Below are 15,707 nucleotides of genomic sequence, written 5' to 3' on the forward strand. Positions count from 1 at the left end.
CAGCTACCAGTTTTTCTTTACCTTGATGGCTGACAAAACTCGATCGTAATTCTTCGGCATGATTATTAATATGTTGCGCGAATCCTTGGGAGATCGTCAACCAAATGATATCTGGAGTTAGTTGAAACGTTCGATGTTCGCTAAAAGCCGCGTGTACTGCCAATGCTAACGGATGAATCTCACGATCGGCGATCGTTTCAAATGCCTCATCGTGACTGAATGCTAATAACGGAGTCGTCAGAACTTGCTCGAATTGAGAGCGGGCAAATACCGTCGGCAATCGATCGACAGCAGGTTTGACATTATCTACTCCAAACCGGATTTTACCCGTGCTGCGTTCTAAAATTGGCGCGATCGAGGACATTTTCTCACCTCACTAGGGCAGATTCTAACAAGCCTACAACTTCGATCGGTAAAATTCCAGATTTTGGTTGTTTACAAATATGGCAACCGTACCAGAAATTATAGAGATCTAGAGATTTAGCAAATATCCGTAAATTCGATCGAGCGTTAATATGACGTTAGTCATAACTAATTCATGACTCATGCTAGTAGTATAGGATCGACAATAGCAGTTATCCTCAAGGTATGAAACCTTATTTCGCGCTGACAATTTGTGGGCTAATGGCACTGATATCTAGCTGTGCAGCAGGTACCGCCGAACCAAATCCCAAAACGGTCGTTCCTGCCAAGCCGAATGCTGTTGTAGCATTGGGACGGATTCAACCGAATGGGGAAGTTATTAAACTCTCGGTGGCGAATGCTCAGGATAGTCGCGTCGATCGCATCCTCGTTAAAGAAGGCGATTTTGTCAAGCGTTCTCAAGTAATTGCTATATTACAAGGGATCGATCGCAAACAAGCCGATTTACGCGATGCGCTAGCCGATGTCAATCTGCGCCAAATCGAGTTGGGAAGAACGACACAAACCGATGTGAAGAAGTCGCAAATTGCCGCTCAGACGGCTGTAATTACCAAATTGCAAGCTCAACTCGCCAGTAGCCGCCAACAGCGGACTGCTGCCTTAAATGCAGCGCGATCGCGATTGCAAAATGCGGAAGCCGATTACCAACGTCAGTTACAATCCGATCGGGATGGTTTGGGTTTACTCACGGCTCAGGCTAAATTAACTAATGCCGAGGCTGAATATCGTCGTCGCGATAAATTCGATCGATCGGGTGATAATACGTTAGGGAGTAAAGCTAAACTCGCCAACGCGCAAAGCGAATACCAGCGTAAATTGACCTTATATCGATCGGGCGGTATTAGTAAATCGCAATTAGATAAAGCTCAAGAAGAATTAACATCCGCACGAGCAATCGCCACAGAGCGCGGTATCGATACCAAAACCCAACTCGATAAAGCCACCGAAGATTTAGCCGCAGCCAAAGCCAATCTGAGGGAAAAACAGCTAGAGACAAAAGCACAATTGGGCAAAGTAAACACCGAACTATTGACAATTCGCCAAACAGTTAAGGAAAAACAAGCAGATTTAGAGCAATCCATCCAAACGCTGACGGCGGAGATTCAACAGTCGCAAGCTCAACTCGCCGAACTCCGCGAAGTTCGTCCGACAGATGTTCGCATCGCGCAAGCACAATTAGAGAAAGCCAAAATCGCCGTCGAGCAAAAGCAAGCCGCCTTACGCGACTCCGAAGTGCGCGTACCTGTAGCCGGACAAATTCTCAAAATTAATACCCGCATCGGCGAACAAGTGAATATCAGTCAGGGGATTGTCGAACTCGCTCAAACTGACAAAATGTATGTGATGACGGAGATTGCCGAAATCGATATCACTAAAGTTCGTCAGGGACAAGCGGCGGTAATTACCAGCGAATACAACAGCTTTGCAGGAGAGCTGCGCGGTACAGTCTCTCAAATCGGACTTCAAGTGGGACGCAAACAAACCCAAGAAGCTGGCGGTGCAAGTCCCACTACCGATAAGGAAAGCCGAGTTGTCGCAATTAAGATTGAAATCGCGCCACAGGATAGTCCTAAGGTTGCTAAGTTGACAAATTTACAAGTGCGGGTACGGTTGCCTTTAAAGTAGGGAGATGGGAGATGGGAGTAAGAAGTAAGAAGTAAGAAGTATGGGATTTAGGTGAAGTATGAAAAAACTTTTTTTGCGGCGAGAACGACCGCTGGCTTGGGCGCAATTGTCTCGTCAGAAAGTGCGGACGGGGGTGGCGATGAGTGGAATTGCGTTTGCGAATGTATTGATTTTCATGCAGTTGGGATTTGTTAACTTATTTGCAGGTGGCGCAACTTTGCTACCCAGACATTTGCAAGGAGATTTATTTATTAGCAATGCTGAAGCTAAACTAATTAACTCCTTTAGTACCTTCGATCGCACTCGACTTTATCAAGCAGCAGCTTTCGATGGGATTATTTTTGCCGAGCCGCTGTATCTTAAATATGGAACTTGGGCTTACGATAAAGAAAGCATCTCTTATGAAACGCGAGTTTTTGCCTATAATCCCCAAGTCCAAATTTTCGATCTGCCCGAAGTCAACCAACAACAGTCTAAATTACGCGAGCCGTTTACCGCTTTGTTCGATCGATTATCTCGTTCTCAATTAGGGCCAATTCCTGCCAGAATGGATACCAGCCCGACAATTGTATCGATGATAAACAATCAGCGAATTGTAGTCAATGGTCTATTCAATCTTGGCAGTTCCTTCTTTCTGAGTGAAGGAAATATCATTACTAGCGATCGCACCTATGCCGAAATATATGGTTCTAATTCGCTCGAACAGGTAACATTGGGGATAATTCGCGTTAAACCCGGTACCGATTTAATTGCCCTCAAACAAGGGATCGAAAAATCCGTGCCTGGGATTAAAGTCCTCACCTATCAAGAGTTACAGACGCGAGAATTAGCATTTCAAGATACCAATCCCAGCAGCACGATTTTTAATTTTGGCGCAATGATGGGTTTTATCGTCGGTGTCGCGATCGTCTATCAAGTTCTCTATAGCGATGTGAGCGACCATCTATCAGAATATGCTACCCTCAAAGCGATCGGCTATTCCAATCGATCGCTCTTATTAGTTATTTTTCAAGAAGCAATCTTTCTAGCAGTTCTAGGTTATATCCCTGGATTTATTGCTACTTTAGGCATGTATCAATTGCTGACGACATTAACTAAATTAGAGCTAATCATGACCGTGAGTTTAGCCCTTAATGTATTTATGCTAACACTAGCAATGTGTCTGATTTCTGCGGCGATCGCATCTAATAAGCTCCGCGCGGCAGATCCGGCCGATGTTTTTTAGGTTTTAGGTTTCACTGCAATAACTAACGTCAGGATAAAGGTCTTCATGCAGTCATTTATAGCTCCGCCATGCACCACCTGGGGATGAATCCCCAGGCTACTAGCTCAAGTCCACTAAAGTGGACTAAAGAATCTGGCAGTCCACTTTAGTGGACTTGAACTGGTAGCCCGCACTTTAGTCGCGGGTGGATGATGAGCGAAGCAAATATTTTTAACCAATAAATTATGACAATTCAGCCAACAATTCAAATTGAAAATCTCCACCATAGTTTTGGCAAAGGGAACCTGAAAATCCCCGTTCTGAACGATATTAATCTCGAAATACCTGCGGGAGAGATTACGATTTTAACGGGGCCTTCAGGGAGCGGCAAGACTACGCTGCTGACCTTAATTGGCGCGCTCAGATCGATGCAAACAGGTAGCCTCAAAGTACTCGATCGCGAATTACTCGGAGCCAAGCAAGCCCAACTCGTTCAAACCCGCAGCCAAATCGGATTCATCTTCCAAGCACACAACCTGCTCAAAAGCCTCACCGCCTGGGAAAATGTCACGATGCCGCTGAAACTCCATCCCCACATTAAAGATCGCCAGCAATGCGCCATCAATGCCCTCACAGCCGTCGGTTTAGCCGATCGCACCCATTATTACCCCGATAACCTTTCTGGCGGTCAGAAACAGCGTGTGGCGATCGCACGCGCCTTAGTCAGTCAGCCGCAACTCATTCTCGCCGACGAACCCACCGCCGCTCTAGATAGCAAATCTGGTCGAGAAGTCGTCACGCTGATGCAAAAATTAGCCAAGGAGCAACACTGTACGATTTTGATGGTAACTCACGATAACCGAATTCTCGATGTTGCCGATCGGATTATTCACATGGAAGATGGCTGTTTGGTGGGGGATCTGGGATAGCTACAATTCTCAATTGGATTGGAGATACTGCAACCGATCGTAATTATCCACTTAGGGGTAGCATATTTAGGAGACTAGTGGTAGCATATCTGCCAAACCCCAATTATTAAAATTCTATGCTCACTCAAATCAATCTCCCCAAAATGGGGGGGGGTAGCTGCCGTGCTAGCAGGCACTCTAGCCTTTTCTAGTTCCGCCACCGCAGCCACGTTGATTGGCAATTTGCCTCAGAATAGAGATTTCTACAGTTTTAATATCCAGCCGTCTGAAAGCGAAGCACTTAGTTTTACATTACCAACTGGTAGCAATTACAACCTGGATAATATCATCCTACGCTTGGAAAGCTACCAGAGTTCGGCCGATACTCCAAAACTGCAAATCTATGCTGATTCGGCCAAGACCAGTACCAGTCCCAATGGGACGACATTACAAAGTGTCACTTTTGCCAACCCCACTTCAACTAGTGCTGCTGTCGGTAATTTTACCTTTACTCCCAATAGTGCTTTTACATTTTTAGCCGATACTCGTTATTGGCTGCGCTTATCGAACAGCACAGACTTTTTATCCTGGAAGGGTTCTGAGCCTGTAATTACGCCAACAGGTATTCCTGGAATTACTTTTAATAGCTCTAAAATATCTTTGAACAATGGTGCTTCCTACTTAGATGTTAATCCTATCCCCACTTTCCAAATTAATGCTACTGCTGCGGGTGCTGCAACTGCGGTGCCAGAACCAACTAGTTTGCCAGGATATATAACTTTGCTGGGAGGATTATTGGCAGCCAGGAAAATTGTCAAGTCCAGAGCTGCTAAAAAGGTTGAGTTCAAATAAATCTGTAGGTTGGGTTGAGTGCAGCGAACCCCAACACACGTAAAGATCGATCTGTGCGTGTGTTGGGTCGCACATTCGTTCGACCCAACCTACAGGTGGATTTCAGTGCTATAACGATCGCGAATAAATGCTTCAGCACCAGATCGATCGATAACTTCTCCATCTAAAGTTGCTGTTAATAAATTATCTAACATTTGGCGATACTGTGGGCCGGGTTTATAGCCTAATTTACGCAAATCGTCACCAGTTAAGATCGGGCGAATCTGCGCCCAGATGGTGAGATATCGCCAAATTTGACGGCGAATTGCTAAAGTCTGACAGCGGATGCCGATTACAATTAACATCGCTAAATCATACTGTTTTAACATTTGCACGACTTCACTAACGCGGTGACAATTTGGCAACGATGAAACGATTGCTGTTTGTGCGGCATCGAGATTTTCTAACCTGTCGATGCTCTCATCTGGTAACTGGAGATTGGCTGCTACCGATTGACGGTATGCTGGCGATAGCTCAGAAATAATTAATTCTAATCGCAATTGCCAATGCACGATCGTCTGAGCTGAATCGAACCTTTGCAAACACCGAGCTAGTAACTTTAATTGCTGCAACAATTTGCGATCTAACTCCAGAGTAGAATGAATGCATTGCAACGCACCCAATTCGGCTAATAATTCTAGAGCCGCTTGCCAATAACTCGATTGCAAGAGATATTTTAATTCGGTTTTCAACCTAGTTTGCAAGGCGGGCGTTTTCGGGTTGGCTTGTGCCGTCCGATCGTAAACACCACTAGCGATCGCATACCGAATATACTCGATCGTGCGCGCTTCGAGTTGAAAGCCCAATCGTACCGCAAACCGCACTCCTCGATAAATCCGCGTCGGATCTTCGATAAAACTATTGGGGTGTAAAACTCGCACTTGTTGGGTTTGCAAATCGTTTAGCCCACCAAAAAAATCTAATAGCGGCGGAGCTGTTGAATCTGTCAGCCGCAATGCCATCGCATTAATTGTAAAATCACGCCGATATAAATCCTGTCGAATCGAACTTGCTTCTACCTCTGGATTCGCGGCAGGATAAGGATAAAATTCGGTACGAGCGGTGGCAATATCGATGCCTAACGAGCCAAATTCAGAATTTTGATGCCAGAGTAATGCGGCGGTTTGGAAAGCTCCGTGGATATCTAGGCGCGTGTCTGGGTAAACTTCCTGAAGTGCAGTGGCAAGTTTGACACCCGCACCGACATCGGCGGATTGATGGAAGCCATCGACTACTAAGTCGATATCGGTGATGGCTAAGTTACCTGTCGGCGTTGCTAGGAGTAAATCGCGCACGGCACCACCAACGAGATAAAGTTGCCAGCCCCATTCCTGGGCTAATTGGGCGGCTCTGGTGAGGAGTTCCCACAGTGGGGGGGTGAGTTTTGCTTGTAATTGGTGAAGATCGATTGAGGGCGATATTTGTTGTGCTGCGGAGGCTGTTACCCCACCCCAACCCTCCCCTTGGAAAGGGGAGGGAGTAAGAGCAACCCCTTTACAAGCGAAAGGGGCGAAAGCCCCCCCTTTATAAGGGGGGGTTGGGGGGGTAATTCCATCGTCAACGACAGCTTTGCCAATTTGCCGATGATGGTGCAACTGGCGTAGCACATCGGTGCGCGTTACTATGCCTACCAACTTACCATCGGCTAGCACTGGCAACCTACCGAGATCGTAAGTCACCATTAATTCCTCAATTTGAGGGAGGGTGGTATCTGGTGCGATAGTTTTGACTTGGGTTGTCATGTAACCTTTAACTGGCGCGTGACTGAAGCCATGATGTAAGGCAATATCTAGATCCCGCCGAGAAATAATCCCAATTAATAGATCCGATCGATCTACAATTGGTAAACCAGAATGCCCGTATCTTAATAAAATTCGTTGTGCTTCGGCAATTGTGGTTTCTGGACGAATCGTGCGAATTGGCACAGACATTAAATCTCTCGCCGTCGGTGGCTGTGGTATCGCCGCCTGAATATCAGCTACAAGCTGAGTTAAAATCGCCTCTACATCGACACCGCGAAGACTCGCCGCCGCTGCTTGCGAATGCCCGCCACCACCTAATGGTTCAAATAATACCCGAAGATCGACATCAGGAATGCTCGATCGACCGATAATCGTTACCCGATTTTCATCTGCGGTTGCTGGAAATACATGAGCTAAGATTAATACGTCCAAATCGGCAATGCTCGATCGGATTTGCTCGACTAAGCTCGATAATCCTGTGACAAATTTATCAGTTTTGAGGCTTACCCAGCCGATAGTTTTACCGCCTATATCTAAATGCTGAAGATCTCTCAGAGCTACCTGTGATAACTGTTGCAACTGCGGCGATAACCCCGGCTCGATATATGCCCCCATTGCCACTAAATTTGCCCCTTGCTGCATCAACCACGCTAAGGCTAAGGCATCTCGCGCCGTACTCATCTCGTACGTCAATGAGCCAGTATCTACATGAATGCCTAACGCCATTACTGTCGCTTCGGTTGTGGTTAGCGAAATTTGGGCGCGTTGCAGTTGCTCGACAATCATTGTCGTCGTCGCGCCGACAGGTTCGATATTTACCTGCGTGGCTAAAATATCGCTAGCTTGCCCAAAATGGTGGTCGTAAACTACGATCGCATGTAAATGCGGTAAATCTAACCATTCGGCAGCTTTACCCAAGCGGTGGCGTTGTTGTGCGTCTACAATCTGGATCGATCGAATTTTTGCTGGCTCTACCGATCGTCGTTCGATCGTGGGATACTCATCTCGATATAGTGCCAAAAAATCTTTGACAGTAGGATGCGCGCCACCAGTTAAAACGATTTTACTCCCAGGTAGCAGCCGTGCCAATCCCACTGCCGCCCCCAGCGCGTCAAAATCTGCTGTAGTGTGGCAAAGAATTACATCCATACGGCACTTTCCTGAGTGATTACATACGTTACTAGAGAAGAGAGCGGGGAGCGAAAAGTGCGTTCTTGGGCTTTGCCCTGTCTTGTCGTTTTCTTATTCGGGGGGAACCCCCGAATAAAAACGCCGCAAGTGAAGCACCTTTTCAAGACAGCGGGGAGATTTTGGATTTAAAATACCAACTTTCAACTAAATTAACGGTTCGCCCGTCGATCTTGCTCGCGGCGTTGACGATCGCGCCAGCCTGATAAAGTCAGGTAGATGATTCCTAATGTCACTAGCACCAGTAATCCGAAAGCCGCAGTACCTAAAATTGGAAACAGTGTATTGGTATCCATAGATCGCGCTGATATTAAAAAGATTATTTAGCCTAATTCTAACTGTTAGATCGAGATCTAATGCTATGAAAAGTCCCCGATCGAACGATCGAGGACTTGTTACATAATCTGAACTTATAAGGGCGAACGACGGGATTCGAACCCGCGAGTGGAGGCACCACAAACCTCTGCCATAACCACTAGGCGACGCTCGCCACGATTTACTCGTATTAATTATCATAGCACGACTAAACCAAATTAGATCGAAAATTTTTTAACAATCTGAGGATTTCAGGGCAAACGACAGGACTCAGACCTGAAAATGAAAGTACCATAAACCTTTGTCACCAACACTATGCGCCGATTGTCGCGACTTAGAGTCGCGGTGAGAAAATCCGTATAGGGTTGCTGTAGAATAAAAAGTGTGTAGGTTGGGTACCTTATGAAAGCGTGGCAAATAGTATTACTGAGCATGTTGAGTTTGTGTGGGATGGGATTGGTAACAAATCCCGATCGAGCAGCCTATGAAACCTATGCAATCGAGCAAGTAGGCGAACTCGCTAGAGACCAATGCACCCAAGCTCCAGCCGGGTTGGGCATCTTGCTCCAAGGGCCTTGTCGCGCTGCGATCGAATCTTTTAAGCCTCAAATTCGCCCATTATTATCTGCTACTACCACCCGTCAAAATTGGTTGTTTTTTAGCATCTATCGATCGGATATCTCGATTCCCGCTGTCAATTTTAACGGACGAGTTGAATCGATCGGCATTTTTAATAAGTTCTGTACTTATAAAACGCCCTAACATGGGGACTGGGGGACTGGGGGACTGGGGGACTGGGGGACTGGGGGACGGGGGAGGATTGAAACGTAGTTCCAAAGCCTAAAACCTAAAACCTATCCAACTTTCTGAATACTCAACGCCACAGCTTCCGCTACCTTAATTCCATCCACTCCTGCCGAGAGAATGCCCCCGGCATAACCAGCTCCTTCTCCGGCTGGGTATAAACCTTGTGTATTTAAGCTTTGATAATCGTCTCCTCGCTTGATACAAATCGGTGACGAGGTGCGAGTTTCTACTCCTGTCAATACGGCATCGTGCATGGCAAAACCATTAATTTGCTTGTCGAAAGCGGGAATTGCTTCGCGAATTGCGGCGATCGCGTAATCTGGTAGACTCGAACTCAGATCGCATAAGTGAATTCCTGGCTTATATGACGGTTTAACAGCTCCTAATTGCGTGGACGATTGGGCAGCCAAAAAGTCGCCGACCAGTTGTCCTGGAGCCTTGTAGGTGCCCCCACCCAGCTCGAATGCTCGCTCTTCTAACCGTCGTTGAAACTCAATTCCGGCAATCGGACTACCGGGATAATCTGCGGGGGTAATACCGACGACGATGCCACTATTAGCATTTTTGCCACTGCGCTCGTATTGACTCATGCCATTAGTTACCACTCGCCCGACTTCGGATGTTGCCGCCACAACTTGCCCGCCAGGGCACATACAAAAGCTATAAACCGATCGACCGTTAGCGCAGTGGTGGACTAGACTATAGTCAGCCGCACCCAGCATGGGGTGTCCCGCCTGAGATCCCAGCCGACACTTATCGATTTCTACTTGAGGATGCTCGACGCGGAAGCCGATCGAAAATGGCTTGGGTTCGATATATACGCCCGCCTGGTGCAGCATTTCAAAGGTATCGCGGGCACTGTGTCCGACAGCGAGAATAACGTGGTTGCTGGGGATAAATTCGCCACTGGCTAGTGTCACGCCGCAAACTCGCCCGTTTTCGATATTCAGCCGTTCTACCCGACTCTGAAAGCGAATTTCACCACCGAGGGATTCGATCGAATTGCGGATGTTTTCGACAATTTTCACCAGTCGATACGTCCCGATATGAGGCTTATTGATATAGAGAATTTCTGACGCAGCCCCCGCAGCTACCAGCTCTGTCAATACTTTGCGCCCGTGGTGATTGGCATCCTTAATTCTGCTGTAAAGTTTGCCATCTGAAAAAGTCCCCGCGCCGCCTTCGCCAAATTGAGCGTTCGATTCGGGGTTTAATTTGCCCTTACTCCAAAATCCAAACGTATCGACAGATCGTTCGCGAACTGCTTTACCGCGTTCTAAAATAATCGGGCGAAAGCCCATCTGGGCGAGTAATAAGCCTGCAAACATCCCACACGGCCCGCAGCCAATGACGATCGGACGGCACTCTAATCCAGACGGGACATGAGTTACATAGCGATAGCTAGTATCGGGAGTGGGGACGACATGGACATCTTTTTTAAACTTTTGAAGCAGTTGTCGCTCTTTTGTCGTCTCGATATCAATAATATAAACAAAAGAAACTGCCCCCTTCTTCCGAGCATCATAGCTCCGTTTGAAGATCGAGTGCCGGATTAACTCTTGAGGCGCGATCGCTAATTTCTTGAGAATAGCAGACTGGATATCGGCTTCGGTATGTTCCAGCGGGAGTTTAACTTCAGAAAGGCGGAGCATGAACGTTATTCCGATCGGATGGGGCAAAATCTACTATCCTTATTTTGTCATACTGGTTTTAAATCGGTACCTCCATCGCAATTTTCTCAAACTATGTCACTCAAACTCATTCTCACCAAAGGCTTACCCGCTAGCGGGAAGACTACCTGGGCAAAAGAATACATCCAGAAGTATCCAGAGACGGCCAATCTCTGTAAAGACGATCTGAGATTGCAACTAAGCGGTACAAATAAACGCGAAAAAAGAATTATCAAAGTTCGCGATTTATTGACAGAATATTATTTCGAGCAGGGCTATTCGGTAATTTGGTCGGATACCAATCTCAACCCAGTTCATCTAAATCGAGCTACTGAATTAGCTGCTAAATATCAAGCCGAACTTATTGTTAAAGACTTTACCGATGTATCTTTAGCTGAATGTATCCGGCGCGATTTAGTTCGATCGAATTCGGTCGGTCAACAGGCGATCGAGCAGATGTATTACGATTATTTAGAGAAACCAGAATCACCACCAGTATTCGATCCGCAGTTGCCTAACTGTTATTTGGTCGATATTGACGGTACGCTAGCGATTAATAATACCCGATCGCCATTTGCTTGGGATCGGGTGAATGAAGATGCCCTCAATCCTGTTGTCGCAACGACGATCGAAAAACTAGGGCGCGATACCGCAATTATTCTCTTATCCGGTCGATCGAGTGTTTGTTACGATCTGACTGTTGCCTGGTTGCAACAACACCAAATTAACTACCAAAATCTGTTGATGCGTCCGGCTGACGACCAGAGATCGGATGATATTCTCAAATCAGAACTTTACTATTTTCACATTCGCGATTGCTACAATGTAATTGGTGTTATCGACGATCGACCGAAAGTTTGTCGGATGTGGCGAAAGCTGGGGTTGAGTGTATTTCAGGTTGGCAATCCCGACTATGAATTCTAGCTGTGAATTGGCAATTGTCGCATTTGTAATATATACCGATTGTAAGTTAAAGAACTACTAGCAAATAGATATCAAGGGTAAAGAAATTAGATCTGTCATAGCAATAAATTGCCGATCGTGGGGAACAATAAGTGGGCAAACACACCAGTCTTGTCTCGATCGTTGGTGGGTTTAACCACTCATCCACTCCAGCAGTGAGCGATCTCGACAACCGAGCGGATTTGGAACTTACGATAAGGTCAGACGATGAATTTGCCTTGCGATCGCCCGACGATACCAAATCAGTCGTACAGATTGACTGTTGAGAGATCTCGCTCGATCGAATCTACTCGCTGTAACTAATTGTATTCTGCTGAAGAAATCTCGACCAACCTACCATTTATGTCGGACTCCCACATTCAGTTACCATCTGCACAAGTACTAGAGTTACCCAAGCATCAGCTCGATACTCAAGTCCAGAAACTTTACCAACAGGGTAACGATCGGGCATTTCGGGGCGAACACGATCGGGCGGTTTTGTCTTATACTCAAGCCATCACGCTCGACCCTAATTGTGTCTTGGCTTATTGTGCCAGGGGTGATTCGTTCCTGAAGTTAAAAGATTATCAAAAAGCTAAAGCCGACTATACGAGCGCACTCAAACTCAGTCCGGCACTCTCGATTGCCGATGGTGGCATCGCTCAAGTTTATTATGAATTAGGCGAATATGAAACTGCTCTAGTTGCTTGCAATCGGGCGATTTTGCGCGAGCCAGAAAATTTGGAATTTCTTCACAGTCGCGCGCTCATTAACAAACAACTTAGCGACCCAGTTGGTGTTTTGTCTGATTGTAAATTTATTCTTGAATGTCAGCCTAGTGACAGTTCGGCACGATGGTTGAATGCTCGCGCGCATTTTCAGATGGGTAACTATCAGTTAGCGATCTTTAATTTCAATCAATATCTAAATTTACGTATTGATGATTTCTATGCTCATTATTATCGGGGAATTTGTTATGAAAGATTGGAAAGTTTCGACCGAGCATTAATCGATTTAGATCGGGCGATCGAACTCAAAACCGATCTGGCAATTCTTTACCGCAGACGCGGACGAATTTGCCAACAATTAGGCGATTTTACTAATGCAATGGTAAATTACGATCGGGCGATCGAACTCGATCCGCAGATGGCACAGGCTTATGGCAATCGTGCCGATATTTATATGAATCGAGGTGATTATCCGCGTGCTTTAATTCAGTGCAATCAAGCAATTCGCTTCGATCCTCAGCTCGTGAGTGCCCATTATCAACGCGGTGTAATTAATACCGAAGTTGGCAATCTTCATGCTGCTTTGGCAGATTATCATCGGTTGATTCAAATTAATCCTCAAGATCTTAAAGCCTATATTCAGCGAAGCTGGATTTACTTTCGGCATGGTGAATATGCTGCTGTTACCACTGACTGTGAATCGATTATGATGCTCGATCGTAACTCTGTACCTGCTAATTATTTATTGGGAGTAGTGCAGTCATTATCTGGCTTTAAACAGGAGGCAATTTATAGTTTTACCAAAGTAGTCGATGCACAGCCTAACTTTGTGTGCGCGCTTTATCATCGGGGATTATTGCAACACGACCTTAAAAATGAAGCCAAAGCGATGAGTGACTTTCAGCTCGCTCAAGAAATTCAAGCTCAGGGTGCAGATTGTTCTACTAAGCGCGATGAAACTGGATTGTATGCCGAAGGCTTGGCTTTATATCACATGGGGCAGCCAGAAACGGCTAAAGTAATTTTACACCAAGCGGCATTAGTCGCCCAAAAACTTAAAAATACAGTTTTTTATCGGCAGATTATTTTTACGATCGAAGCTTTAGATATGTAAAGAATTATGTATGAATCGTTCGATCGCTCGTGAAAAATTTAAGCCGTTCTAAGTATAAACAGTATATTAAAAATTTAAACCATCGTAAAAACACCGATTTAAATTAGCTATTAATTAGTTAAAATTTATATTAATACTTACCATTATTTTTGGGTTAGCGGCGAAATCTTCCTAAGCAGATCGCGATTTATTGACATCGACAGCTTTTCAAAATCAGCACTAATTTTGATGATTAGGGTCTGGATTGAAGTCAAGATAATATCTTGTAGATCGAAATATTGCTGAGATTTTTACCTGACAACACGATACTTCAACTGATTCTCTGAGGCACTCCGGTTATGTCGCAATCTCATTCTTCTGCTAACTCTCCAGAGTTTGCCACTCAGTATGACTACTCAGATATTTTAGGTATATCTAGTCCGCCACCAGAGCAGGATGTCAGCTCGGTTAAATCTCCCAGTAATACTCAATCGGCAGCAATGCGCGATCCTTGGTCGAGCGATCTATCTGGCGAACCACTGGTGCCCGTGTCTCGCTCGATATCTTTCGATCCAGCAGATCCCTGGGAGAGCGATCCGCCAGTCCAACAACCACAACCACAACCGCAACCGCCAGCGAAAGCTAATACCGCAGCTAAACGGTCTCCTGCGAGTGCCCCCACAGCGAGCAAACAACAACAGGTACAACAGCCTCAAATCCAATCTCCCCCAGCAGAATCTTCAGCAAAAGCCGCTGCGGTCGATACCAACGCACCCTCATTGACTGGTAGAGATTTGGCTCTTAAATACTGCGAACGCGGTAAAAAATCGCTAGAGGCTAAAGACTACGCGCAGGCGAGATCTTCTTATAAAATTGCGATCGAATGGCATCCTCAACTAGCGATCGCGCACAGTGGCATGGCAGAAGTATGCCATGAGATCCAAGATTACGAAAATGCGCTTTCTGCCTGGGATTTGGCAATTCAATACGACCCGACTCAACTAGATTATTATTATCAACGCGCGTTAGTTAACAAGATTCTCAAAAATTATTACCAAGTGTTAGCCGATTGTAGGTATATCCTCGAACGAGATGCCAATCGAGCCTCAGCCCGGTGGTTAAATGCCGTCGCACTCGTCAAAGTCGAACATTATCAACTTGCGCTTGAAAGTCTAGATTTACATATCGCCGATTATCCTCAAGATCCGAATGGTTATTGTTATCGGGGGATCTGCTACGAACGATTAGAGCAATTGCCCCAAGCTTTAGCAAATCTGGAACTGGCGATCTCACTCCAGCCCGGACAGCCAGTATTTCATCATGCACGCGGACGCACTCGTCAAAAGTTGGGCGATTTTGCAGGTGCTCTAGCAGATTTTAACCTGACGATCGCCCGCAAACCCCAAGCCGCAGTTTACGACGATCGTGCCGAGGCACATCGGTGCTTGGGAGATCGAGTAGCCGCTCTAGCAGATGACGATCGGGCCATCGAGTTAAATCCCCGCTTTATTAATGCTTATTTCCGCCGAGGATTGATTTATACCGAACTGGGAGATCTCGAATTAGCATTAAAAAATTATAATCTGGCGATCGATCTCGATCCGCAACATCCCAATGCGCTGATTCAGCGGAGTTGGATTTACTTTCGCCAGCACGACTATCCCCGCACCAAACGCGATTGTCAAACGGTTAAAGCCCTCGACCAATACAACTTTTGGGCTAATTATTTAGTCGGTGTTGTCGATAGTTTATCGGGTTTACAACATAGCGCGATTAAAAATTTCAGTCGGGCGATCGAACTGGCACCTAATTACGTTTCGGCTAGATATCATCGAGGTTTAGTCTATCACGAACTCGGCGATACGACTAGAGCCATGTCTGATTTCAACCACGCTCGATCGATTCAGGATCGTCGCTTAGAACGGATGGTCGATCGCGATGAGACGGGATTTTATGCAGAAGGTTTGGCACTATATCATTTAGGTCAATCGGAAGCAGCACGGACGGTACTGATTTTAGGCGCATTGTCAGCCAAACGGTTTAACAATCCCAGTTTTCATCAGTTATTACAATCTAAAATCGAAGACTTAGGCATGGCTTCTGGCGAACTTACCAGGCCATCAAATTCTTGCTCTCTAAATCCAGAAGATCGTTAAATTAATTGATATTA

Annotated in this window: 12 protein-coding genes and 1 tRNA gene; 8 read left to right on the top strand and 5 right to left on the bottom strand. The window is 45.9% G+C overall.

Annotation, left to right across the window (positions count from 1 at the left end; translation table 11 throughout):
* On the bottom strand, positions 1-364 hold a 364-nt coding region (locus RMO79_RS01595), incomplete at its 3' end, for a DUF4419 domain-containing protein (protein ID WP_310481301.1).
* A gap of 224 nt (positions 365-588) precedes the next feature.
* Here RMO79_RS01595 and RMO79_RS01600 point away from each other — a divergent pair.
* The 4 genes from RMO79_RS01600 to RMO79_RS01615 all read left to right on the top strand — a co-directional run bounded on the left by RMO79_RS01600 (position 589) and on the right by RMO79_RS01615 (position 5,013).
* Entirely contained in the window at positions 589-2,049 is a 1,461-nt protein-coding gene (locus RMO79_RS01600; protein ID WP_310481302.1) for an HlyD family efflux transporter periplasmic adaptor subunit, read from the top strand.
* Positions 2,050-2,107: 58 nt separating this feature from the next.
* A complete protein-coding gene (gene devC / locus RMO79_RS01605) occupies positions 2,108-3,274 on the top strand; it encodes an ABC transporter permease DevC (protein WP_310481303.1) in 1,167 nt (388 codons plus the stop codon).
* A gap of 224 nt (positions 3,275-3,498) precedes the next feature.
* Positions 3,499-4,182, top strand: a complete 684-nt coding sequence (locus RMO79_RS01610) for a DevA family ABC transporter ATP-binding protein (protein WP_310481304.1) — start codon at positions 3,499-3,501, stop codon at positions 4,180-4,182.
* 162 nt (positions 4,183-4,344) lie between these two features.
* The gene (locus RMO79_RS01615; protein ID WP_310481305.1) at positions 4,345-5,013 is read left to right on the top strand and encodes a choice-of-anchor R domain-containing protein; all 669 of its coding nucleotides are present in this window, start codon (positions 4,345-4,347) and stop codon (positions 5,011-5,013) included.
* Between the two features lie 89 nt (positions 5,014-5,102).
* On the opposite strand, the gene RMO79_RS01620 is transcribed toward RMO79_RS01615, so the two are convergent.
* From RMO79_RS01620 to RMO79_RS01630, 3 genes are all read right to left on the bottom strand, one after another.
* Entirely contained in the window at positions 5,103-7,943 is a 2,841-nt protein-coding gene (locus RMO79_RS01620; protein WP_310481306.1) for a CBS domain-containing protein, read from the bottom strand.
* A gap of 191 nt (positions 7,944-8,134) precedes the next feature.
* The gene (locus tag RMO79_RS01625) at positions 8,135-8,278 is read right to left on the bottom strand and encodes a hypothetical protein (protein ID WP_310481307.1); all 144 of its coding nucleotides are present in this window, start codon (positions 8,276-8,278) and stop codon (positions 8,135-8,137) included.
* A gap of 121 nt (positions 8,279-8,399) precedes the next feature.
* Positions 8,400-8,472: transfer RNA gene (locus RMO79_RS01630), tRNA-His, on the bottom strand.
* A gap of 227 nt (positions 8,473-8,699) precedes the next feature.
* Here RMO79_RS01630 and RMO79_RS01635 point away from each other — a divergent pair.
* On the top strand, positions 8,700-9,059 hold the full coding sequence (locus RMO79_RS01635; protein ID WP_310481308.1) for a DUF4359 domain-containing protein: 360 nt from the start codon (positions 8,700-8,702) through the stop codon (positions 9,057-9,059).
* Between the two features lie 92 nt (positions 9,060-9,151).
* Here RMO79_RS01635 and RMO79_RS01640 read toward each other — a convergent pair whose 3' ends face one another.
* On the bottom strand, positions 9,152-10,756 hold the full coding sequence (locus tag RMO79_RS01640) for an NAD(P)/FAD-dependent oxidoreductase (RefSeq protein ID WP_310481309.1): 1,605 nt from the start codon (positions 10,754-10,756) through the stop codon (positions 9,152-9,154).
* A 93-nt stretch (positions 10,757-10,849) separates the two neighbouring features.
* On the opposite strand from RMO79_RS01640, the gene RMO79_RS01645 reads away from it, so the two are divergent.
* From RMO79_RS01645 to RMO79_RS01655, 3 genes are all read left to right on the top strand, one after another.
* A complete protein-coding gene (locus tag RMO79_RS01645) occupies positions 10,850-11,698 on the top strand; it encodes an AAA family ATPase (protein WP_310481311.1) in 849 nt (282 codons plus the stop codon).
* Between the two features lie 381 nt (positions 11,699-12,079).
* On the top strand, positions 12,080-13,558 hold the full coding sequence (locus RMO79_RS01650; protein WP_310481312.1) for a tetratricopeptide repeat protein: 1,479 nt from the start codon (positions 12,080-12,082) through the stop codon (positions 13,556-13,558).
* A 338-nt stretch (positions 13,559-13,896) separates the two neighbouring features.
* Complete coding sequence (locus RMO79_RS01655; protein ID WP_310481313.1) at positions 13,897-15,693, top strand: tetratricopeptide repeat protein; 1,797 nt, start codon at positions 13,897-13,899, stop codon at positions 15,691-15,693.
* Positions 15,694-15,707: the final 14 nt, after the last annotated feature.

Source organism: Chamaesiphon sp. VAR_48_metabat_403, from assembly GCF_031422475.1.
Taxonomy (GTDB): Bacteria; Cyanobacteriota; Cyanobacteriia; order Cyanobacteriales; family Chamaesiphonaceae; genus Chamaesiphon.

Coding starts and splice junctions, on each gene's coding strand:
- RMO79_RS01610 (WP_310481304.1), top strand. CDS start 3,499: ATGACAATTCAGCCAACAATTCAAATTGAAAATCTCCACCATAGTTTT.
- RMO79_RS01655 (WP_310481313.1), top strand. CDS start 13,897: ATGTCGCAATCTCATTCTTCTGCTAACTCTCCAGAGTTTGCCACTCAG.
- RMO79_RS01645 (WP_310481311.1), top strand. CDS start 10,850: ATGTCACTCAAACTCATTCTCACCAAAGGCTTACCCGCTAGCGGGAAG.
- RMO79_RS01635 (WP_310481308.1), top strand. CDS start 8,700: ATGAAAGCGTGGCAAATAGTATTACTGAGCATGTTGAGTTTGTGTGGG.
- RMO79_RS01640 (WP_310481309.1), bottom strand. CDS start 10,756: ATGCTCCGCCTTTCTGAAGTTAAACTCCCGCTGGAACATACCGAAGCC.
- devC (WP_310481303.1), top strand. CDS start 2,108: ATGAAAAAACTTTTTTTGCGGCGAGAACGACCGCTGGCTTGGGCGCAA.
- RMO79_RS01620 (WP_310481306.1), bottom strand. CDS start 7,943: ATGGATGTAATTCTTTGCCACACTACAGCAGATTTTGACGCGCTGGGG.
- RMO79_RS01600 (WP_310481302.1), top strand. CDS start 589: ATGAAACCTTATTTCGCGCTGACAATTTGTGGGCTAATGGCACTGATA.
- RMO79_RS01625 (WP_310481307.1), bottom strand. CDS start 8,278: ATGGATACCAATACACTGTTTCCAATTTTAGGTACTGCGGCTTTCGGA.
- RMO79_RS01650 (WP_310481312.1), top strand. CDS start 12,080: ATGTCGGACTCCCACATTCAGTTACCATCTGCACAAGTACTAGAGTTA.